The organism is Collinsella sp. AF33-16, from assembly GCF_003475325.1.
Lineage (GTDB): Bacteria > Actinomycetota > Coriobacteriia > Coriobacteriales > Coriobacteriaceae > Collinsella.
In genome coordinates this window covers 1-20,742 of record NZ_QRQC01000015.1, presented here as the reverse complement: position 1 = coordinate 20,742, position 20,742 = coordinate 1, and the positions used below count along the sequence as shown (strand labels likewise).

19 protein-coding genes are annotated in these 20,742 nt (G+C 60.5%); 1 reads left to right on the top strand and 18 read right to left on the bottom strand.

Annotated elements, in window-relative coordinates; all coding sequences use genetic code 11:
* Positions 1-168 precede the first annotated feature (168 nt).
* The 6 genes from DWZ52_RS06915 to DWZ52_RS06890 all read right to left on the bottom strand — a co-directional run bounded on the left by DWZ52_RS06915 (position 169) and on the right by DWZ52_RS06890 (position 3,995).
* A complete protein-coding gene (locus DWZ52_RS06915; protein ID WP_158550938.1) occupies positions 169-609 on the bottom strand; it encodes a MarR family winged helix-turn-helix transcriptional regulator in 441 nt (146 codons plus the stop codon).
* Between the two features lie 104 nt (positions 610-713).
* Positions 714-1,040 (bottom strand): hypothetical protein, encoded by a 327-nt coding sequence (locus tag DWZ52_RS06910; RefSeq protein WP_089572607.1) that lies wholly within the window; start codon positions 1,038-1,040, stop codon positions 714-716.
* Between the two features lie 195 nt (positions 1,041-1,235).
* A complete protein-coding gene (locus tag DWZ52_RS06905; protein ID WP_117759528.1) occupies positions 1,236-2,063 on the bottom strand; it encodes a PTS system mannose/fructose/sorbose family transporter subunit IID in 828 nt (275 codons plus the stop codon).
* Positions 2,063-2,920 (bottom strand): PTS sugar transporter subunit IIC, encoded by an 858-nt coding sequence (locus DWZ52_RS06900; RefSeq protein ID WP_089572605.1) that lies wholly within the window; start codon positions 2,918-2,920, stop codon positions 2,063-2,065. The genes DWZ52_RS06905 and DWZ52_RS06900 overlap by 1 nt, the downstream gene beginning before the upstream one ends.
* Positions 2,921-2,992: 72 nt before the next feature.
* Positions 2,993-3,481 carry a PTS sugar transporter subunit IIB gene (locus DWZ52_RS06895; protein WP_089572604.1) on the bottom strand — a complete coding sequence of 163 codons (489 nt, stop codon included), beginning with the start codon at positions 3,479-3,481 and terminating at the stop codon, positions 2,993-2,995.
* 79 nt (positions 3,482-3,560) lie between these two features.
* Entirely contained in the window at positions 3,561-3,995 is a 435-nt protein-coding gene (locus DWZ52_RS06890) for a PTS sugar transporter subunit IIA (RefSeq protein WP_089572603.1), read from the bottom strand.
* 308 nt (positions 3,996-4,303) lie between these two features.
* Here DWZ52_RS06890 and DWZ52_RS06885 point away from each other — a divergent pair, with 308 nt between their 5' ends.
* Positions 4,304-5,086 carry a GntR family transcriptional regulator gene (locus DWZ52_RS06885; RefSeq protein ID WP_158556893.1) on the top strand — a complete coding sequence of 261 codons (783 nt, stop codon included), beginning with the start codon at positions 4,304-4,306 and terminating at the stop codon, positions 5,084-5,086.
* A gap of 222 nt (positions 5,087-5,308) precedes the next feature.
* On the opposite strand, the gene carB is transcribed toward DWZ52_RS06885, so the two are convergent.
* From carB to rpsF, 12 genes are all read right to left on the bottom strand, one after another.
* The gene (carB, locus tag DWZ52_RS06880) at positions 5,309-8,623 is read right to left on the bottom strand and encodes a carbamoyl-phosphate synthase large subunit (protein WP_118385199.1); all 3,315 of its coding nucleotides are present in this window, start codon (positions 8,621-8,623) and stop codon (positions 5,309-5,311) included.
* Positions 8,624-8,721: 98 nt separating this feature from the next.
* On the bottom strand, positions 8,722-10,227 hold the full coding sequence (gene carA, locus DWZ52_RS06875; RefSeq protein WP_233547286.1) for a glutamine-hydrolyzing carbamoyl-phosphate synthase small subunit: 1,506 nt from the start codon (positions 10,225-10,227) through the stop codon (positions 8,722-8,724).
* A gap of 208 nt (positions 10,228-10,435) precedes the next feature.
* Complete coding sequence (locus tag DWZ52_RS06870) at positions 10,436-11,401, bottom strand: hypothetical protein (protein ID WP_117564028.1); 966 nt, start codon at positions 11,399-11,401, stop codon at positions 10,436-10,438.
* 19 nt (positions 11,402-11,420) lie between these two features.
* A complete protein-coding gene (locus DWZ52_RS06865) occupies positions 11,421-13,193 on the bottom strand; it encodes an ABC transporter ATP-binding protein (protein ID WP_118065896.1) in 1,773 nt (590 codons plus the stop codon).
* A gap of 247 nt (positions 13,194-13,440) precedes the next feature.
* The gene (locus DWZ52_RS06860; RefSeq protein ID WP_199579182.1) at positions 13,441-14,136 is read right to left on the bottom strand and encodes an NUDIX domain-containing protein; all 696 of its coding nucleotides are present in this window, start codon (positions 14,134-14,136) and stop codon (positions 13,441-13,443) included.
* Between the two features lie 21 nt (positions 14,137-14,157).
* A complete protein-coding gene (gene purD / locus DWZ52_RS06855; RefSeq protein WP_118385198.1) occupies positions 14,158-15,462 on the bottom strand; it encodes a phosphoribosylamine--glycine ligase in 1,305 nt (434 codons plus the stop codon).
* Positions 15,463-15,580: 118 nt separating this feature from the next.
* Complete coding sequence (locus DWZ52_RS06850; RefSeq protein ID WP_055251352.1) at positions 15,581-16,867, bottom strand: adenylosuccinate synthase; 1,287 nt, start codon at positions 16,865-16,867, stop codon at positions 15,581-15,583.
* Between the two features lie 93 nt (positions 16,868-16,960).
* Entirely contained in the window at positions 16,961-18,358 is a 1,398-nt protein-coding gene (gene dnaB / locus DWZ52_RS06845; RefSeq protein ID WP_006235827.1) for a replicative DNA helicase, read from the bottom strand.
* A 218-nt stretch (positions 18,359-18,576) separates the two neighbouring features.
* A complete protein-coding gene (gene rplI / locus DWZ52_RS06840; RefSeq protein ID WP_022094073.1) occupies positions 18,577-19,116 on the bottom strand; it encodes a 50S ribosomal protein L9 in 540 nt (179 codons plus the stop codon).
* A gap of 15 nt (positions 19,117-19,131) precedes the next feature.
* Positions 19,132-19,398, bottom strand: a complete 267-nt coding sequence (gene rpsR, locus DWZ52_RS06835) for a 30S ribosomal protein S18 (RefSeq protein WP_006235829.1) — start codon at positions 19,396-19,398, stop codon at positions 19,132-19,134.
* 72 nt (positions 19,399-19,470) lie between these two features.
* Positions 19,471-19,923 (bottom strand): single-stranded DNA-binding protein, encoded by a 453-nt coding sequence (locus DWZ52_RS06830; RefSeq protein WP_006235830.1) that lies wholly within the window; start codon positions 19,921-19,923, stop codon positions 19,471-19,473.
* Positions 19,924-19,971: 48 nt separating this feature from the next.
* Positions 19,972-20,265: a 30S ribosomal protein S6 gene (gene rpsF / locus DWZ52_RS06825; protein WP_006235831.1), complete on the bottom strand. Its 294-nt coding sequence runs from the start codon at positions 20,263-20,265 to the stop codon at positions 19,972-19,974.
* Positions 20,266-20,742: the final 477 nt, after the last annotated feature.

Sequence of the window (20,742 nt, the reverse complement as noted above, 5' to 3'; positions counted from 1 at the left end):
CTTCGCGAAGTTTCCCGAGGGAAAGGCTCAGCCGCCACCCTGCGACCTACCGGGGGTTGCCATGGCGTACGTTGGCTGATTTGGTTTGGAATGAGATGTTGACGGTGGCTGATGGGCACAACTGTCCCGGGTGCATTTCATGATGCACCTAAATGTCTGTCTTTATCCTTATAGATTGTCCAGGTAGTCGTCGGCATCATAGGTAAGGCTGTAGGCTTTATTCAGGATGCGCACGAGCTCCTGAGCATCGTGCTCGCCGAGCGCTGAGAGTTGTTTCGAGAGCGATGCCACACTCTCGGCATTTTTTTTCGCCGCGAAATCACGGCCTTCCTCGGTAATGCTCACCAGCACACGCCGACGATCGTTTGGATCGGTCCTGCGCTGAACGTAACCCTTGCTCTCGAGTGAATCCAAGATATGCGACATGCGCGCACGGGAGAATTTCAGCTTCTTGGCAATCTCGGAGGGAATGACATCACCGTCAATACCCGATAGATACTGTAAAACCGGCGCCTCGCCCACACTGGCGCCGCCGGCAGCACTCAAGGATCCCTTGGCAAGGGAACGTGAGTACACGATCAGTTTTCGAGCAACGTCATCGTAATCCACTGGGGATATTGTCCTTTGCAACTCTAGAAGGGCCATAAAACCGTCATTTGCCGTACATTAGTTAACATTCGCAACAATTATTTATGATACCCCAACGCGGAAGTCTATTGCTCGTCCTTCTTGCGTCGCATAAGCTCCTCAACGTCGATACCCGCGGCCTCAAGCATGCGCTCGACATTCTTTTTGGCGTTGGTCGTGCCAACCTTAAGCACGATCGAAAGCGGAGTGCCCACCACCAGGCACACGATGCCCACGGGGACACCCCAGCCGGGGCCTCCCTGCATACCCCACATCCCCATCAAAAAGCCAATCGCCACGAGCGAATAGCCCAGGCGCAGCCAAACGTTGAGCCGCTGAATAGCATCGGTCTGCATCTTTGCCTCGCGGATCAAGTCGTCGCGCGAAAGGTCGTGTCCGTGTTTCTCGTGCATATGGTCCTCCTCGTGCAAAGTGTGCATCATGCGCAAGTCCATCGTTTATCGAATACGTCATCTTTCAAGAGCAATATAGCGGGTGTCGTGTAGGCGATGGAGGTCGCTGGCCATATTGCCCTTGAAGGGCGGCGCAAAATCAGAAGGCCGTGCGGTTGAGGCCGCACGGCCTTACAGGGGGCCAGGGGATGATGACTAGTAGCTCAGTGCCGGGTCGAAGAAGCCAATAACAACGCCCACAAATGCGATCACAACGAGGATCAGCATCATAACGATGGGGTTGACCTTCTTCTTGGTCATCATGTACCAGCAGAAGATGATGAAGATCATCGGCAGCAGGTGCGGATAGATGCCATCGAGCGTGTCCTGGAACTTACCGCCACCGGGCAGCACCAGGTTGGGGCTGCAGGTGATGGAGACCCAAGTTGCGCCCACGGCACCGATGACCATGGTACCGACCATCACGATGGAATCGCGAAGAGCCTTTGCCTTGGGGCCAACGAGGGCCTCGACCGCCTTGCCGCCGAGCTCATAGCCCTGGTTGTAGGCAAAGCGCATGCCGAGGTACATGAGCAGGTTCCACACGACGATATAGAAGATAGCGCCGAGCGGGGAGCCGCCGGTCGAGAGACCGAGGGCGATACCGAGCAGGATCGGGATCAGGGTACCGACGATCAGCGAGTCGCCAAGGCCGGCGAGCGGGCCCATGAGGCCGGCGCGGATGCCGTTGATGGCGTCGTCGTCGATGGCCTCGCCGTTTGCGCGAGCCTCCTCGAGGCCGGCGGTGACGCCGACAATCATGGTGCCGATCTGCGGCTCGGTGTTGAAGAACGCGGAGTAGGTCTGGAGGGCCTGCTTCTGCTCCTCGGGCGTGTCGTAGAGCTCCTCGACGATCGGAAGCATGGCGCACAGGTAACCGAAGGTCTGCATGTGCTCCTGCGAGAAGCAAGTCAGGTTGCCATAGGACCAGTTGCGGAACGACTTGGCAAGCGTTTTCTTAGAGAGTTTCTTCTTCTCTGCCATTAGATGTCCTCCTCTTCCTCATCATCGGAGCCCGAGGCGATAGCTGCCTTGGGAGCGTTTGCGAGGTCGATCTTGAGCGAAGCGATCTCATAGTTGATCAGGGCGAAGAAGCAGCCGATGCCGGCAGCGGCAATCAGGTTGCATCCCATGACAGCGGACAGGGTGAAGCCGAAGAAGAACGTGAGGAAGTCCGTCGGCTTGGAGATGACCTGCTTGAGCAGGATGGCGATACCGACGGTAGGCAGCAGCGAGCCGACGGTGAACAGCGTCTTCATCGCGATGCCGTCCATGGGCATGTAGGTCTTCATGAGGTCGACCATGGCGGTGCCGCCCATGGTGATGATGAACGTCGGGAGGAACGAGCAGACGATGTGACCAATCCAAGGCAGAACGTTGTTGACCAGGTAGAGCTTGTGGAGATCGCCCTTCTCGAGCCACTTCCACCCCATGCCCTGCCACACCAGGTTGATGGTGGCGGTGCCATAGAAGAGCACAGTGCCGAGCGTGCCGACGGCGGCACCGAGGGATGCGGCCATGCCGGCAGCCTCAGCGGAGGCGGGATCGATGCCCGAGTTCTTGATGGCGAGGATCGCCAGCGGGATGCCGATATAGGACACGGCGCGGACGTCGGCGGAGACGGTTCCGCCGGGGGTCACGAGAGCGATGTAGACAACCTGGATGGCAGCGCCGACGAGGATGCCCGTCTGCATATCGCCCATGATGATGCCGACGATGAGGCCGGCGACCAGAGGACGACCCAGAGTGTAGTTGCCGATCGTCGTGCCGCCCATGCCAGGCAGTGATGCCAGGCAGGCGAACAGGCCGAACAGCGCGGCTTGGAATGCATTGATTGCCATGCTTTCCCCTTTCTTTATTCCTCAGCCCCTTTCACCAAGGGCTGTAGATACCAAAATGCGGCTGGCGCCTAACTAGAAGCCAAACTGACCGCGGAACTTGGGCCACTCACCGATGGACTTCTCCTTGATAAGGGCGAACTCGACCGTGTAGCCGGCGTTGGTGAGGTCCTCGAGCGCCTGGGCCTCTTCCTGCGTGATCGACTGGTTGTTGCCGAGCTTGGTGGTGCCGGGACGATCGTTGCAGGGACCGACGATGATGCGGTCCATGCCGGGCTTAAAGCCAAAATCGACGAGAAGTTCCTTCATGTCGAGCGGGTTCTTGGTGATCAGGAAGTACTTGGTGTCGGACTTGAGAACCTTCTCGGAGACCTCCTTGAAGTGCTCCTTGGTCCACACGAACGTCTTCTTGCCCGAGGCACTCTTGTAGGCCTCCTTGAGCACGGGGTTGGACGCTGCAGCGTCGTTGACGGCGATAAGACCGTCGCAGGGATACTCGAGGGCCCAACGGGTAACGGTCTGTCCATGGATCATACGGTCGTCAATACGGATGAACGAAATCATGCGTTCTCCCTTTCTTTATCACCAGGGGTCTTTCCTCTTAACCCCCGCTCCATCACAAAAATTTGGGCGGATGCGCTGCCTAGATGTCGTCGTCCTCGTCGTCGGCGTCATCGGTCGGGACAACGAGCTCGGACATACCGTTCTTGCCCTCCTGCAGCATCATCTGCTTGAGGGAATCCAGGTCCATGGTGGCAAGCCCCATCATGGCGGTCATAGCCATGGGCAGGTTCATGCCGCCGAAGGCAATGGTGTGGGCGAGCAGGCCCTTCTCGGCCAGCGTGTTCATGGCATTGGTGAGCGGCGATCCGCCCAGGATGTCACCAAGCAGGACAACCTCGTCATCGGCGGTAACGGGAGCGAGCATCGCCTTGACGTTCTCGACATACTCGTCAGCGCCCATGCCGTCCACGAGACTCGTCGACAAGATGTTCGGGGCGTCATTGCCGAGCATCTTGAGGACACTGTGCAGTCCGGGAGCGAGCGTTCCGTGACTGACCATTACCAGATACCGCATGCGGTCTCCTCTCGACCTGCCGTGTGTCGCACGGCTTTGCTTTTTGCTGAGATTATTGTTGCGCCGGGGCATGTTCGGTACAAGAAAATAGTTGCGAACGGCAACTATTCATCGGTTAACGGTAGCAACTATTTTTGTGCCTAAATTATTTTTTCTTCCAATTATTTTTAAAATAGCAGGTAGATTGCCTGGTAAATGTTTTATGTTCCTTATGTACCATACATACCGACAAGAATCGGGCCTGACATCACCGGTTTGTCCCGCAGTGTCAGACCATGTCACGTATGCTCACGACATGGAGGTACCCCATGGACATGATCTCGTTTCTCGCCTCCGAACCCTTCGATCGCAGCGGTGATACGCCGCTCTATGTCCAACTTAAACATCGAATCGCCCTGCTTATCGCCAGCCAGGCGTTCGACACCAAGACGCCGCTGCCACGCGAGCTCGAAATCTGTGAGCGGCTGGAGTTATCGCGCGCGACCGTGCGCCGTTGCTTCCAAGATCTCGTCATCGAGGGGCGCGTGGTGCGCAAACGCGGGCAGGGCACGTTCATCAAGCCCCAAACCTCAGCGCCCGGCATCGACCTGGCCCTGAATTTCAGCGCGCGGATGCGCGAAGCGGGACGGGTTCCGAGCTCACAGATTCTCGCCTTTTCAAGCATACCGGCCGTCCGCGGCATCGCCTCTGGGCTCAAAGTGTCCGAAGGGACACCCGTCTGGGAGATTCGCCGCCTGCGTCTCGCCAACGACAAACCCATGGAGCTCAACTACGTCTATATCCCCGTGTCACTTTGCCCCGAGCTCACACGCAAAGACGTGGATGGCTCGCTCTACGCCTACATCGCGGAAAAGACCGGCATCCTGCCCGCAAGCGTCGATGCCGTCTACGAGACGGTCAACCTCGACAAGCATGAGGCGCGCCTTTTGGGACAGAACACCGGTAAGGCGGCGATGCGCATCGTGCGTTCGACCTACGACAAGACGGGGACCCCGTTCGAGGTAGGCGTGCTCATCAGCTGCGACGGTCAGGCAAAGCTGCGCGTGCACATCGCCGCCGACAAAACAACCTTCACCGCCACAGCCCAATAAATCCAAAACGTGGGATCCGCCGTTCGAACGAACGGCGGATCCCACACTCACTTTCTTTTTCAGCCCTAGTCATCGCGCAAAGCCCCTTCGGCAGCACACGGTGCGGCCAAGTCACCGCAGGCCGGGGCGGGAGGGGCCGAGTTTCCTCCTGAGCGACTCTGCTTGCAGCCGGAGCGAAAGGGGGAAATCTCGGCCCCTCCCGCCCCGGCCGGACAGGTCACGCTACACCGTGTGCTGCGGCAGGTCCTGCAGGGCGATGACGTCCATGCCCATGTCGTTGGCGCTGCCGTGACCCTGCTGGTCCTCGCGCACCGCCTCGATGGCACTCACATACGTGTTGGCGGCAGACATCGCGGTCACGCAGGTCACACCGCGGCGCACCGCCTCGGTGCGCAGCAGATAGCCGTCGCCACGCGAGCCCGGACCGTACGGCGTGTTGATGATCACCGCGATCTTGCCATCGGCGATGAGGTCGCCGATGTTGGGGCGCTCGCCGTCGTGCGGGCCGCTAATCTTCTCCACGATCTCGCACGTCACGTTGCCGCCGCGCAGCACGCGCGCCGTGCCCTCGGTGGAGCAGATATCAAAGCCCAGGTAGCGCAGGATACGCGCGACCGAAAGGATATGACGCTTGTCGCGGTCGCACACGCTAATGAACACCTTGCCGGCGCTCGGGTCGGGCAGCTTGTAGTCGATCGCCAGCTGCGTCTTGGCGTATGCCTCGGGATAGCTCTTGGCGATACCCATGACCTCGCCCGTCGACTTCATCTCGGGCCCCAGGATAACGTCGGCGCCCGGAAAACGGCCCCAGGGCATAACGGCTTCCTTCATGCAGAACCAGTCCAGCTGACGCTCATCGCTCGGCAGGCCCAAGCTCGCGATGGAATCGCCCGCCATGATACGCGCCGCGCACTTGGCCAGCGGCACGCCGGTGGCCTTGGAGATAAACGGCACGGTACGGCTGGCACGCGGGTTGGCCTCGATCACGTAGACGGTCTCGCCCTTGATGGCATACTGCACGTTGACCAGGCCGCGTACGCCCAGCGCCATCGCGATGCGGCGCGTGGTCTCGCGGAGCTTCGCCTGCAGGCTCTCGCTAAAGCTAAACGGAGGGATGCAGGTCGCAGAGTCGCCGGAGTGAATACCGGCCTCCTCAATATGCTCCAGGATGCCGCCGATGTAGACCTCTTCGCCGTCGCACAGGACATCGACATCGGACTCAATCGCACCCTCCAGGAAGCGATCGAGGTACACCGGGTAGTCGGGGCTAATGCGCGCGGCCTCGGCCATGTAATCGCGCAGATGCTCGGCATCGTAGGCGATCATCATGCCGCGGCCGCCCAACACATAGCTCGGACGCACCAGAAGCGGATAGCCGATGTGCGCGGCCACGGCCTCGGCCTCCTCAAACGAGGTGGCCTGGCCCGCCGGCGGGTACATGATGCCCAGCTTGTCGAGCAGAGCGGCGAAGCGCTCGCGGTCCTCGGCAAAATCGATGGCGTCGGGCTTGGTGCCCATAATGTTCACGCCGCTCTCCTCGAGCATGCGCGCCAGCTTAAGCGGAGTCTGGCCGCCGAGCGTCACCACGACGCCGTCGGGGCGCTCGACATCGATAACGTCCATGACGTCCTCGTAGGTGAGCGGCTCAAAGTACAGACGGTCGGACGTGTCATAGTCGGTCGAGACGGTCTCGGGATTGCAGTTGACCATGATGGTCTCGAAGCCGCGGGCCGCCAGCGCGTAGCTCGCGTGCACGCAGCAGTAATCGAACTCGATACCCTGGCCAATGCGGTTGGGGCCGGCGCCCAGGATCATCGCCTTGGGCTTGTCCGCCGGCGTGGTCTCGTCGGGAGCCACGCACTTCTTGGCATCCGGGCTCGTGCGGTAGATGTTCTCGTACGTCTTGTAGTGGTACTCCGTGGCGCTCGAGAACTCGGCCGCGCAGGTATCGACCGTCTTCATGCTGGGAACCACGCCCAGACCCTTGCGATAGGCGCGCACAAAGCGCTCGTCCGAGCCGGTCAGCGCGGCAATCTCGGCGTCGCTCGTGCCGTATTGCTTGAGCAGGCGCATCGCGTCGGCGTCGATATCCTCCACACGCAGGCCGCGGATGCTCTCCTGGACCTGCACCATGTCGTTGATACGATTGAGGTACCACGGATCGATACCGCAGATGGCATGGATGCGGGCGATGTCCCAGCCACGGCGCAGGGCCTCGACCACAAAGAAGATGCGGTGCTCGGTCGGGGTTGCCGCGGCCTGAGCGAGCTCATCGTCGCTCAGCTTGTCGGCACCCTCCTTGCCACCGGCGCAGATGCCCTGGTGACCGTCCTCCAGTGAGCGCATGGCCTTGCCGAAGGCCTCCTCAAAGGTGCGGCCGATCGCCATGATCTCGCCCACGGCCTTCATGCGCGTGGTGAGCGTGGGGTCGGTACCCTTAAACTTCTCGAAGGCAAAGCGCGGCACCTTGACCACGCAGTAGTCAATCGTGGGCTCAAAGCAGGCGGGCGTTGCCTTGGTGATGTCGTTGACGATCTCGTCGAGCGTGTAGCCCACGGCCAGGCGAGCGGCGGCCTTGGCGATGGGGAAGCCCGTGGCCTTGGAGGCCAGTGCGGACGAACGGCTCACGCGCGGGTTCATCTCGATGACGATCAGGCGGCCGGTCTGGGGGTTCACGGCAAACTGCACGTTGGAGCCGCCGGTCTCGACGCCGATCTTCTCCAGAATGGCGAGCGACGCGACACGCATGCGCTGGTACTCAAGGTCACTTAGTGTCTGCGCCGGCGCCACGGTGATGGAGTCGCCGGTGTGCACGCCCATGGGGTCGAGATTCTCAATGGAGCACACGATGATGCCGTTGCCGGCGTGGTCGCGCATGACCTCCATCTCATACTCTTTCCAACCCTCGATGGACTCCTCGACCAGCACCTCATGGGCAGGCGAGAGCTCAAGGCCCTGGCTCACGATGGAGACGAGCTCCTCGTGGGTGTGCGCGATGCCGCCGCCGGCGCCGCCGAGGGTAAAGCTCGGACGCAGCACGCAGGGATAGCCCACGCGCTCGGCGATAGCCTCGGCGTCGGCCACGCTGTAGGCATAGCCCGAGCGCGCGACCTCCAGGCCGATCTCGGCCATGGCCTCGTTAAAGAGCTTGCGGTCCTCGCCGCGCTCGATAGCGGCCAGGTCGCAGCCGATCATCTCGACGCCGCACTTGTCCAGCGTGCCGTCTTTCGCCAGCTCGACGGCGGCGTTCAGACCGGTCTGGCCACCCAGCGTGGGCAGCAGCGCGTCCGGATGCTCTTTCTTGATTACGCGCTCGATAAACTCGGCGGTGATGGGCTCGACATAGGTGCGGTCGGCCAAGCCCGGGTCGGTCATGATGGTCGCCGGGTTGGAGTTGACCAGGATGACCTCAAAGCCATCCTCCTTGAGCACCTTGCAGGCCTGGGCGCCGGAGTAGTCGAACTCGCAGGCCTGGCCAATAACGATGGGGCCCGAACCAATAACGAGGATGCGCTTGATGTCAGTACGTTTAGGCATGTTAAAAACCTCCTAGAGAGGCTGACTCAATGTTTTGGAAAAGTCAGCGAGGGTGCAGCTGGTGCATCAGGTTGCCGTGATGCGAGGGCGCGCTGGGCTTATGCCCGCGCGTCCGAAGCAGAACGGCAAGATGATGTGCCAGATGCAGCCGCAGCGTCGACCGGTCCGCCGTTCGGTAGAACGGCGGAACCATCGTCGGCGAAATTCCAGCCGGCGAGGCGGTCCTTCGCGGTGTCGATGTCCAGGTAGTTCTCCTCGCCGTCCATGAGTCGCGTAAAGGCGGTAAAGAGATAGTGGGCATCGGTGGGGCCAGGCGAAGCCTCTGGGTGGTACTGGACCGAGAAACACGGGGCGTCGAGCAGCTGGATGCCCTCGGCGGTGCCGTCGTTGAGGTTCACATGTGTCAGGCGAATGCGACCAAAGCGCTCGTTCATCACGACCGGCGCGATGCCGCGACGCACCCAGGCGCGCAGGTCACCGTCGGCCGCATGCTCGGTTTCGCCGCCGGAAAGCTCCGGAATCAGTTTGCCCAGACTGGGGAACAGCAGGCCAAAGCCGTGGTTTTGCGCGGTGATCTCCACGCGACGGCTCACCAGATTCATAACCGGCTGGTTACCGCCACGGTGACCGAATTTAAGCTTTTCCATCTGGGCGCCGCAGGCCAGGCTGATCATCTGGTGACCGAGGCAAATGCCAAAGACCGGCACCTTGCCGATCAGCTGCTGTACCTGCTCATAGGTCTCCACCACGGCATCGGGGTCGCCGGGGCCGTTGGACAAAAAGACGCCATCGGGATTCATGTCGAGTACCTGCTGGGCGGGCGTATCCCACGGCACGACGGTGAGATCGCAGCCGGCACGGACCAGGCCCTCCAGAATACCGCGCTTCACACCGCAGTCGTAGGCGACCACTTTGTGACGGGCAGGAGCGGCAGCCGCAAGCGCAAAGTCATGCGTGGCAGGCAGGTCGGCGGCCACAAACTCGTGAGGCGCGGGGCAACTTACGGTCTTGACCAGGTTCTCGCCTACCAGCGTGGGCGCAGCGGACAAGCGCTCGGCAAGCTCGTCGACGTCGAAGATCTCGGTCGAGATAATGCCCATCTTGGAACCATTGTCGCGCAGATGGCGCACCAGAGCGCGGGTGTCGATACCCTCGATAGCGACGATGCCGTGAGCGCGCAGGTACTCCGGCACGCTGACGGCCGAGCGCCAGTTAGAAGGCGTGGCGCACATATCGCGAACGATCATGCCGCGCATAGCCGGAGCGCTCGCAGGGCGCACGGCGTCGCCGGGGAAGGCCGACTGGACATCGGTCTCGTCGATACCGTAATTGCCGATCTGCGGATAGGTCATGGTTACAATTTGGCCGGCATAACTCGGGTCGGTCATGACCTCAAAGTAGCCCTCGAGCGAGGTGTTGAAGCAGACTTCGCCGGTCGCGGTGCCCTCGGCGCCGCATGCACGTCCATAAAAAATGGTCCCATCCTCAAGATACAGGATACAGGGACCGCAGGTGCCCTTGCTGGTTTTGGCCAGCATACGCTGGCAAAGCTCGCTGGGCGCGAAGGTGCGGGCGGCAGCGCCCGCGGTATGGTTGTTCGCCATAATTCTCCTTCCCGGTCTCACAGGACCGGCTTAAAGGTGTGTAGTTAGGCCTCGCGGTATTGTAACCGCAAGCATGCCTCATGGCGTTAATTTCATCGAAATGTTTACGAAATGATAATTATGACTTTCTATGCATAATGATTATTTAATCCCCGTCCCAGAAAAATTATCCCGCGTGGGCTTGTGGCTCACGCGGGATAATGGCCTCTTACTTTTGCTTGTCCTGTTCCAGCAGATCGGACGGTGAGCGATCGGGCTTGCCGCCGCGGAAAATCTCGCGGCCATGCAGACGATGCTCCAGGTCACGTTCGGCCTTTTCCTCGTCAATCTTGGTCTGGCTCACCACCGGGTCCTCGATCAGCGACGAAACCGAGTTCACCTGTTTTTGAATGCGCTCGGCAATGGTGTCGTCCATGCTTACGATGCGCATCTTCCAGTCGATACTCGTGGCGTTGGATGAGCTCTTGGTCCACACAAACGTCAAAATGGCGCTCTGATGACCCCGCGCGGGAAACATGCCAAAGAAGGAATCGTGCTGAATGTTGCTATCCTCGTCGATATAGGCGTGAACGTTATACACCACGCGGTCGATCTTATCGTTGAGCAGCGCGTTGGTCGCAAGCGCAGCGGCCTGAATCTGCCCGTTGGACAGCAGCTCGAGCTCGTTGGCAGACGATGTGTCCAACACCGTCACCTCGACCGTGCCCGTACGCTCATCAGCTTCATCGACGGTAAAGTCGAGCGGGAACTGCGTAAAGCCGTTGCCCCACTCAAGGCCGCCCTTCAGCGCCGTCGAAACGGTATCCACCGAAACGCTCTCGGACAGGTTGGCGGTGTTCAGGCGTCGCATCACGCCGTAGCCAATCTGCATGCCCACAATCAGCACCAAGATGCCAATGACCACGGCCATGGCAGTCTTCGTAATGGTATGGCTCACCTGCGAGCCCGAAGGGTCGTCCTCGGACAGCGGGTCGATATGTTTTGCCTGGCTCGCGCGGTCCTCGCTGCGCAGCTGCGCTAGCGCCGCTTTGTCACCGCGCTTGGCCGCAGCCTCCTTCTCACGCATGCGCTCGGTGCGCTTTTTGGCAAGCGTGGGATCCAAGACACCGGATGCATCGATTTCGGAGAATAACTCCGTCACTTCTTCCGGAGTCAAAGGGTTCTTGTCAGCCATAAACTTCCTGTCATATCAATCAGTCGAGCTCGTGCGCACGCGCACCTTCGAACTGCATTCGATAGTAACGGGCATAAGTGCCGCCACGGGCGAGAAGCTCCTCGTGCGTGCCACGCTCCACAACGCGACCATGCTCAACGGTCGCGATCTCATCGGCATGCTTAATGGTCGAAAGACGGTGGGCGATGATAATCGTGGTGCGGCCGCGTGCCAGCTCTTCGAGCGACTCCTGCACCGCCTCCTCGCTCTCGTTATCCAAAGCACTCGTCGCCTCATCCAAAATAAGGATCTTGGGGTTCTTGAGAAACACTCGCGCGATGGCAACACGCTGCTTCTGTCCGCCCGAAAGACGGCTGCCGCGCTCGCCCACGACCGTGTCATAACCCTGTGGAAGCGACTCGATAAAGGCATCGATGTTGGCGCGACGGGCGGCCTCGGCGATCTCTCCTGCCGTAGCGCCCGGCTTGCCGTAGGCGATGTTCTCGCCAATCGTGCCGTCAAACAGATAGACATCCTGCTGCACCAGGCCGATGGCGCGACGCAGGCTCTGCTGCGTCACATCGCGCACGTCCTGGCCGTCGATGCTAATGGATCCGGCAGCCACGTCATAAAAGCGCGGCAGCAGCGAACAGGTCGTGGACTTGCCACCGCCCGAAGGGCCAACCAAAGCGATGGTCTGCCCGGGCTTGATGGACAGATTCATATGGTCGATAACGGGACGCTCTTCGGCATCGCCCTCGCCCAGCTCAACGTCCTCGTAGTTAAAGCACACGTCGTGATATTCCACGGCGCCGGCAGTCACCTGCAGATCCGTGGCGCCCGGCTTGTCCTGGATATCCGGCACGGTCGAGAGCACCTCGTCCATACGCTTAAAGCCGGCGATAGCCTTCTGATACGTTTCGGCCGAATTGACGAGCGTCTCGAGCGGCGTGCAGAACAGCGAAATATAGAGTGCAAAGGTCGCCATATCGACCGCCTGCAGCTGTCCCTGGGCGACCAGCCAGCCGCCCAGCAGTACCACGATCACATAGAGCACACCCGAGAGCAGGCCATACGTCGCAGTATAGACGCCCATGGCGTGATACATGTTTTCCTTGGACGAAAGGTAGCGATTGTTGGAGGCGCGGAACTTAGAGCGCTCGGTCTCCTCATTGGCAAAGCTCTTGACCACGCGCATGCCCGCCAGCGAATCCTGCAGCTGCGCATTGATGCCGCTGATTTTTTTGCGATTGTCGCTAAAGACCTCGCGCATGCGCATGTTCTGCCAAAACATGATGACCGCAAACGCTGCTGTCACCACAGCCATGGCAAGCGCCAGCACCGGGGCGATGGTAAAGAGGATCACAAACGAGCCGATAATCTCGATGCCGCAGATGATGATCCACTCGGGCACATGGTGCGCCGCCTCGCAGATATCGAACAGGTCGTTGACCACGCGGCTCATCATGTCGCCCGAGCTGTTGCGATCGAAGTATGCAAAGCTAAAGCGCTCGTACTGATCGAACAGGTCCTCGCGCATCTTGGACTCCATGCGCGCGCCCATCACATGGCCCCAGTAGCTCACAAAGTAGCGGCAGGCGCAGCGGATGGCATACATCAGCACCAGTCCCACCGCAATCATACCGAGCGCCTGCATAATGGCAGCCTGACCCTGGGTAAACAACCCGCCGGTCAGATTGCGCAGAATAATAGGAAACGCAAGGTCAATGGCAGCAAGCACCAGAGCACAAACAGTATCGGCAACAAAAAGCCCCGTCTGGGGCTCGTAATACGAGAGAAACCTTTTAAACATGCAATCCTCGAAGAGAAATAAATAGCGTGAGAAATCCGGTTGAACCGGTCAGGCTGAAAACAAAGCGTCCCAACAAGCATAACGCCGATGTTCTGGCAGCGTCAGCGAAAACGTCCCTAAGCGAGCAAGGTGCCTTGAAAGAGGAGCGACGCGTACTTCGGTACGCGAGCGACGATTGAAAGGCAGATTGCCGCTTAGGGGCGTTTGCAGCGTCGACTCGTTACGCGGTTTGGTAAAACCGCGTAACCTAGAGCTCGGCCCCACCCAAGCGGTGCGCGATGCTGTCGCAGGCAAGCGCGCCTACGACGGTCTTGGCGTCTTCGATCTTGCCGTCGAGCACGGCGTCGATCAGCTCGTGCAGCGGCACCAGGTCCACGTTGACAAACTCATCATCGTCGGGGTTGGGCGCATCAAACTCGAGCTTGGTGGCCAGGTAGATGTGGATAATCTCGTCGCAGAAACCGCAGGTCGTGACAATCGACGTCAAAAAGCGAATGCGACCGGCCCTAAAGCCCGTCTCCTCATGCAGCTCGCGTTTGGCGCAATCGAGCGGGTCCTCGCCCGGGTCGAGCTTGCCGGCGGGAATCTCGACCGTCACGCGGTCGATAGCGGTGCGATACTGACGCACCAGCACGATCTTGCCGGTCTCGGTCAGCGCGACAACGGCCGCCGCGCCAGGATGACGAATCACATCGCGGGCACTGCGGTGGCCGTTGGGCAGTTCAACCTCAAGACGGTGGACGTCGAGGATCTTGCCCTTCCAGGCGCACTCCTCCGAAAGAATCTTCTCGTGCAGCAGCGCGTCATGCGGGTCTTCGTCCCCCAGCACCAGCACCGGCTCATCGGCAACCTCGCCGCCCGGCTCGCCCTCTGCGTGTCCGTACGCGCGGCTGTCTTCCTCGACGATCTGCGCGTCCACGAGCTCTTCGTTCTTATCGTCCATCCGTCTCATTCCTCCCGGATTTTAGGCATCCCAGGCGTCGCGGCCGCGCAGCGCGCGCAGACCAATGTCGTGACGCAGGGTCTTGCCCTCAAAATCGATCTTCTCGCAGGCCTCATAGGCAAGGTTGCGGGCGTTCTCGAACGTGTCGCCCAGCGCGGTCACGGCGAGCACGCGGCCGCCGTTGGTCACGAGCTGGCCGTCCACCACGGCGGTGCCGGCGTGGTACACCGTCACGTTCTCCATGGCCTCGGCATCCTCGATACCGGTGATGACCTTGCCCTTCTCGTAGCTGCCGGGATAGCCCGCACTCGTCAGGACAACGGCCACGGCCCACTCGTCACGCCAATCGAGCTCAATCTGGTCGAGCTCGCAGTTAGCGCAGGCGAGCATGACCTCGACCAGGTCGTTCTTAAGGCGCGGCAGCACGACCTGCGTCTCGGGGTCGCCAAAGCGGGCGTTGAACTCCAACACCTTGGGGCCGGCGGGGGTAAGCATAAAGCCGCCGTACAGGCAGCCGCGGTAGTCGATGCCCTCGGCAGCGAGCTCGGCCACGGTCTGCTCCATGACCTTCACCATGGTGGCGTGCTCCTCGTCGGTCACGATAGGCACCGGGCTGTAAACGCCCATGCCGCCCGTGTTGGGGCCAAGATCGCCCTCGAGCGCGCGCTTGTGATCCTGCGAGGTGGCCATGGGGCGCACGGTCTTGCCGTCGGTAAAGGCCAAAAGCGAGCACTCAGGGCCGGTCAGCATCTCCTCGATAACCACGGTGTTGCCGGCATCGCCAAAGGTGCCGCCAAAACACTCGCGCACGGCCTCCTCGGCCTGCGAAAGCTCGGTTGCCACGATAACGCCCTTGCCAGCGGCAAGACCGTCAGCCTTCACGACCAGCGGAGCACCCTGCTCGCGCACATAGGCGAGCGCCGAGGCCTCGTCGGTAAACGAGCCGTAGGCGGCCGTCGGGATGTTCGCGCGCTCCATGAGCTGCTTGGAGAACAGCTTGGAGCCCTCCATCTGGGCACCCTCGGCACCCGGGCCAAAGCACGGGATGCCCGCCGCGCGCACGGCGTCGGCCACGCCCACCACGAGCGGGGCCTCGGGGCCGATCACCACGAGTCCGCATCCGTGGCTCTGGGCAAACGCCGCCACGGCCGCAGGATCGCAATCGTCGAGAACCACGTTCTCGCCGCAGCTCGCGGTGCCGCCGTTGCCCGGCGCAATGTAGAGCTTGCCGGCGCGCGGTGATGCTGCGAGCTTGGCCGCCAGAGCGTGCTCGCGGCCGCCGCTGCCCAACAACAGGATGTCGATGGTTTGAGTGTCCGCCTTCAAGGGTGCCTCCTCTATGGATTAACGGCCCGCTCCGCGCGAGCCCTTTGCAAGCAAATATACCCCTCGGCCGCCCGCTTGGGCTGCAAAGGGGTATATCGCAATAACCAAATAGTCCCGATTACTTCCAGAATCGGTTGATGATCTGCTCGCGACCGGCGCCGACGCCAATGAACGTCACGCGGGTGTGTGCCAGATCCTCGATAAACGCCACGTAGTCCTGAGCCTCCTGCGGCAGCTCATCAAAGCTGCGGCAACCGGTGATGTCGCACTTCCAGCCGGGGAGCTCCTCGTAGATGGGCTTGGCATGCTCAAAGCGCACCTGATGCTCGGGCACGCTGGTGTAGCGCTCGCCATCGACGTCGTAGGCCACGCACACCTTGATGGTGTCGAAGGCCGAAAGCACGTCGAGCTTAGTCAGGGCGATATCGGTGAGGCCGTTGACGCGTGAGGCGTAGTTGGCGATGGGGCCGTCGAACCAGCCGCAGCGACGACGGCGACCGGTGGTCACACCGTACTCATAGCCCTCCTCGGTCAGCGTGTGACCGGCCTCGGACTCATAGGAAAGCTCGGTGGGCATGGGGCCCGAACCGACGCGGGTGATATAGGCCTTCATGACGCCCAGCACGCGGTCGACGTTCTTCATGCCCACGCCGGAGCCGGTGATGGCGCCGCCGGCGGTGCAGTTGGAAGACGTCACGTACGGATAGGTGCCGTGGTCGATGTCGAGCAACGTCGCCTGGGCGCCCTCAAACAGCAGGTCCTTGCCCTCATCGATCATGTTGTTGAGCAGCAGGCTCGTCTCGGTGATGTAGGGACGCAGGCGCTCGGCCATGGGCAGGTACTCGTCGCAAATCTGGTCCACGGTGTAGGTGGGCAGGTTGTAGATGAGCTCAAGCTCGGGGTTCACGCGGGCGAGAGCGGTCTCCAGCTTGTCGCGGAACAGCGCCTCGTCCAGCATATCCTGCATGCGCAGGCCAATGCGGGCCATCTTGTCCTGATAGCACGGACCGATACCGCGCTTGGTGGTACCGATGTTCTTCTTGCCGAGCTTCTGCTCAAAGGCGCCATCCAGGTCGATGTGGTACGGCATGATGACATGCGCGTTGCCGCTAATCTTGAGGTTCTTGGTGGTGATGCCGTCGGCCTCAAACATGTCGATCTCCTCAAGGACAACCTTGGGGTTGACGACGCAGCCGTTACCGATCACCGACACATGGTCGGAATACATGATGCCGGAGGGCACCTGGTGCAGGCCGTACTTCTTGCCGTTGACGACGATGGTGTGGCCGGCGTTGTTGCCGCCCGAGTAGCGCACGACGGCATCGAAGTCGCCGGCGACCAGGTCGCAGATCTTACCCTTGCCCTCATCGCCCCACTGGGCACCGACCAAAACGGTTGACGGCATGTTTACTCCTTACATTCATGGACTGTCTACGCGCCACGCCGGCACGCAGAAGCACAAAACATTCCCAGTATACCCGTGCAACGGGCGCCTGTCCTACTCCTCGGCATGTGCCCCATCAAGCTCATAGAACTTGGTGGATGCCGGCAGGAACATCAGGTCGACGTCGCCGATCGGGCCCGAACGGTTCTTGGCCACGACGATACGCGTAACGCCCTCGTCGGGTCGATCGTCGCGCGAGGCTTCGGCCTCGTCGGCGGAGCGGTCCAAGAACATAACGATATCGGCGTCCTGCTCGATGGAGCCCGATTCACGAAGGTCGGAAAGCTGCGGGCGCTTGCCGGTACGGGATTCGACCTGACGCGAGAGCTGCGACAGCGCGATGAGCGGGATCTTGAGTTCCTTGGCCATGATCTTCAGACCACGCGACATCTCGGAGACCTCGACGGTACGGCTCTCGGAGCGGCGTCCCGGCGGAGGACTCACCAGCTGCAGGTAGTCCAGGATGATGATGGCCTTCTCCTTGTTGTGGAGCATGCGGCGGCTCTTGGCGCGAATCTCGGTCACTGTGGTGCCGGGCGTATCGTCAATCAGAATATCGAGCTTGGACAAGGTCTGCGTGGCCTCGTTGATATTTGCCCACTGCTCGGGGCTAATGCGGCCCATGCGGAAGTCACTGATCGAGATCATGGCGTAGGCGCAAATCAGACGCTGGGCAATTTCCTTGCCCGACATCTCCAGCGAGAAGAAGCCGACGGTATAACCGGCAGCGGCAGCGTTGAGCGCCAGATTCAGGGCGAACGACGTCTTACCCACAGCAGGGCGGGCGCCGATGATGATGAGCTGGCCCTCGCGAAAACCCATGAGCATGCGGTCGAGCGACGGGAAGCCCGTGGGCACGCCCGCAGCCTGGCCGCCTGCCTGGCACACTTCCTCGGCCTCGTTATAGGCCTCGACCATAAACTCGGTCAGCGTCTTGTAGCTCGACTTGACCTCGCGCGCCGTGACCTTGAGCAGCTTGCTCTCGGCCAGCTCCACGACCTCCTTGGTGTCGGTAGGGGCGTTGTAGGCCAGCGCATTGATCTCGTTGGTGGCGCCGATCAACTCACGCAGCATCGAGTCGCGGCGAACGATGGCAGCATGGTGCTGCCAGTTCACGAGCGACAGAGTCTGACCCATCAACTCCAAAATGTACGCTTCGCCGCCCACGGCATCGAGCTTGTTGATGCTTCGCAGGTAATCGATCAGCGAGATGGAGTCGATGGGAATGCGGCTGTTGTACATATCGACCATCGCGGTATAGATGGTCTTATGAATGGGCCGGTAGAAGTCATCGGGCTGCAGCTCGACCTGGGCCTCTTCGACCACCTCGGGCGATAGCAGCATAGCGGCCAGTACATTGGCCTCTGCATCTTGGTTTTGGGGAAGACCCAACTTGGAGCCGCGGTCCTCAACCGTCAGCCCGGTCTCCCTATCGTCATATGCCATGAGCATCCTCATTCATATCGCTTGCGAGCATCCATAGTATCAGCCACGGTCCCAAAACGCGCCGCGCGCCGCCAATCATCACCGAACCAAACGGATGAACGGTCCTGTATATAGGACTTCGACGCAACGTTCACCATGACACTCACTCAGCGCAAAAAACAAAAGGGCGCCCTGGTTTCCCAGAGCGCCCTTCTTAGAACAAGATTGTTGCGTTGCAGCAAATGCTACTCGGCAGCAGCCTCAGTCTCGACCTCGGCGGTCTCGGCCTCGGCGACCTCAGCGGCCTCCTCGACCTCAGCCTCGGCAGCGAGCTCCTCGGCGGTAACGCCGACGAGAACGACAACCTCGGCCTTGATCTCGCGGTACAGCGAGATGGCAACGGTGTGGGCACCGGCAACCTTGATGGGCTTACCGAGCTCGACGCGCTTGCGGTCGATGTCCATACCGAGCTGAGCCTTGATGGCGTCAGCGATCATAGCGGCGGTAACGGAGCCAAAGAGGATGCCCTCGTCGCCGACCTTGACGTCAACGGTGACCGTCTTGCCCTCGAAGGCAGCCTTGGTCTCGTTGGCGGTAGCCAGACGGACGGCCTCGCGCTTGGCGATGTTGTTGCGACGCTCGTCAAGCTGCTTGAGGTTGCCCTTGGTGGCGGCAACAGCGAGCTTCTTGGGGAACAGGAAGTTCTCAGCGTAACCCTGAGCGACCTCTACGACGTCACCCTCGCCGCCCTTGCCCTTGATCTCATCGAGAAGAATAACCTTCATGATGCGTCTCCCTTCTTAGCCGCGGTCGCGGTTGCCACGAGAGGAAACCACGGGGACGGTGTACGGCAGGAGAGCCATCTCGCGGGCGCGCTTGATGGCGTTGGCGATGTCATGCTGATGCTGCGTGCAAGCGCCAGTGACGCGACGGGGCTTAATCTTGCCACGGTCGGTCATGTACTTACGGAGAAGCTGAGTGTCCTTATAGTCGATGAACTCAGTGTTCTCCTTGCAGAACTGGCAGTACTTACGACGCGGCTGACGTGCAGAAAAATCATTAGCCATGTCAAAATACCTTTCGTTTGGCAACTTCGGCGAACCGAAGCCGCCTCTCACTCAAAAATAGGTGAACAACCCTTAGAACGGGATGTCCTCATCGTAGACGTCGACCGCGGGCGGCGTAGCCACCGGTGCGGCAGGACGTGCTGCGGGCGCGGGAGCTGCGGGGGCGTAACCGCCCTGGTCGTAGCCACCCTGGCCACCACGGGAGCTCATAAACTCGATCTCATCGACGATGACCTCAAGCTTGCTCCGGCGCTGGCCGTCGCGCTCCCAAGAGCTGTAGCGCAGCTTGCCCTCGATCGCGACCTTGTTTCCCTTTGCCAGGAAACGGCTCACGGCCTCGGCGCGGGTGCCGAACATGGTGCAGTCGACAAAGTTGGGATAGTCCTCCCACTCGCCAGTCTGCGCGTTGCGGCGACGATCGTTCACGGCGACGCCAAAGGACAGAACCTGGGTTCCGCCGGCGGTGGCGCGCAGCTCGGGATCGCGGGTGAGGTTACCGGTGATGTTCACTCGATTGATGCTCATAACTCACTACTTCCTCTTGGGGCACAAGCCCAGTCCAAAACGACAGTCTTACTCCTGGTCGTCGCGACGGACGATCATGTGGCGGACCACAGCGTCGGTGATGCGCAGGACGCGATCAAGCTCGGCGATCTGGGTAGGATCTGCGTGGAAGTTGATGAGGGTGTAGTCACCATCGGTGAGGTCGTTGATCTCGTAGGCGAGCTTGCGCTTGCCCCACTCGTCAACGGAGTCGACCTTGCCAGCGCCCTCAGCGATCGTGGTATCGATACGCTTCATAACAGCGAGACGAGTCTCGGGGTCGAGCGACGGGTCAACAAAGAACAGCAGTTCATAAGCCTTCATATTGTCACCTCCTCTGGGCAAATGTGGCTTCAGGTCGTGAAGGTGCGCCTGAAGCAGGAAAAGACTTGGTAATAATATCTTTCAACCTCCTAGACTGCAAGAATATGCAGCTACAACCTCATGACCTCCACATATGTCCATGCTCACACGGCACTTCATGCGCATTCCAACCAAATGCTGACCAAATGCTTGACGGATCTGTGTTCAAGATACGGTGCCGTGGGGACAAGCTGAGCCAAGCCGCAGGTCAGCGGGCACAAGGCTGTGGTCGCAAAATGCATACCAGTGGCCCACAGCACCACCCAAAGATTTTTAAATTCATTGCCAAGTCGCTTATGAATACCCTTTTTTGAACAATTGAGTTGATCAACCACGCTGGTCGGAAGCCGTTTTTTGGGACCTCAAGCCCCACTGCAGCGCCAAGCACGGCCAAGCGTGGTTGATTTTCAATCTCAACGCAACAGCCTGAACGGGTCC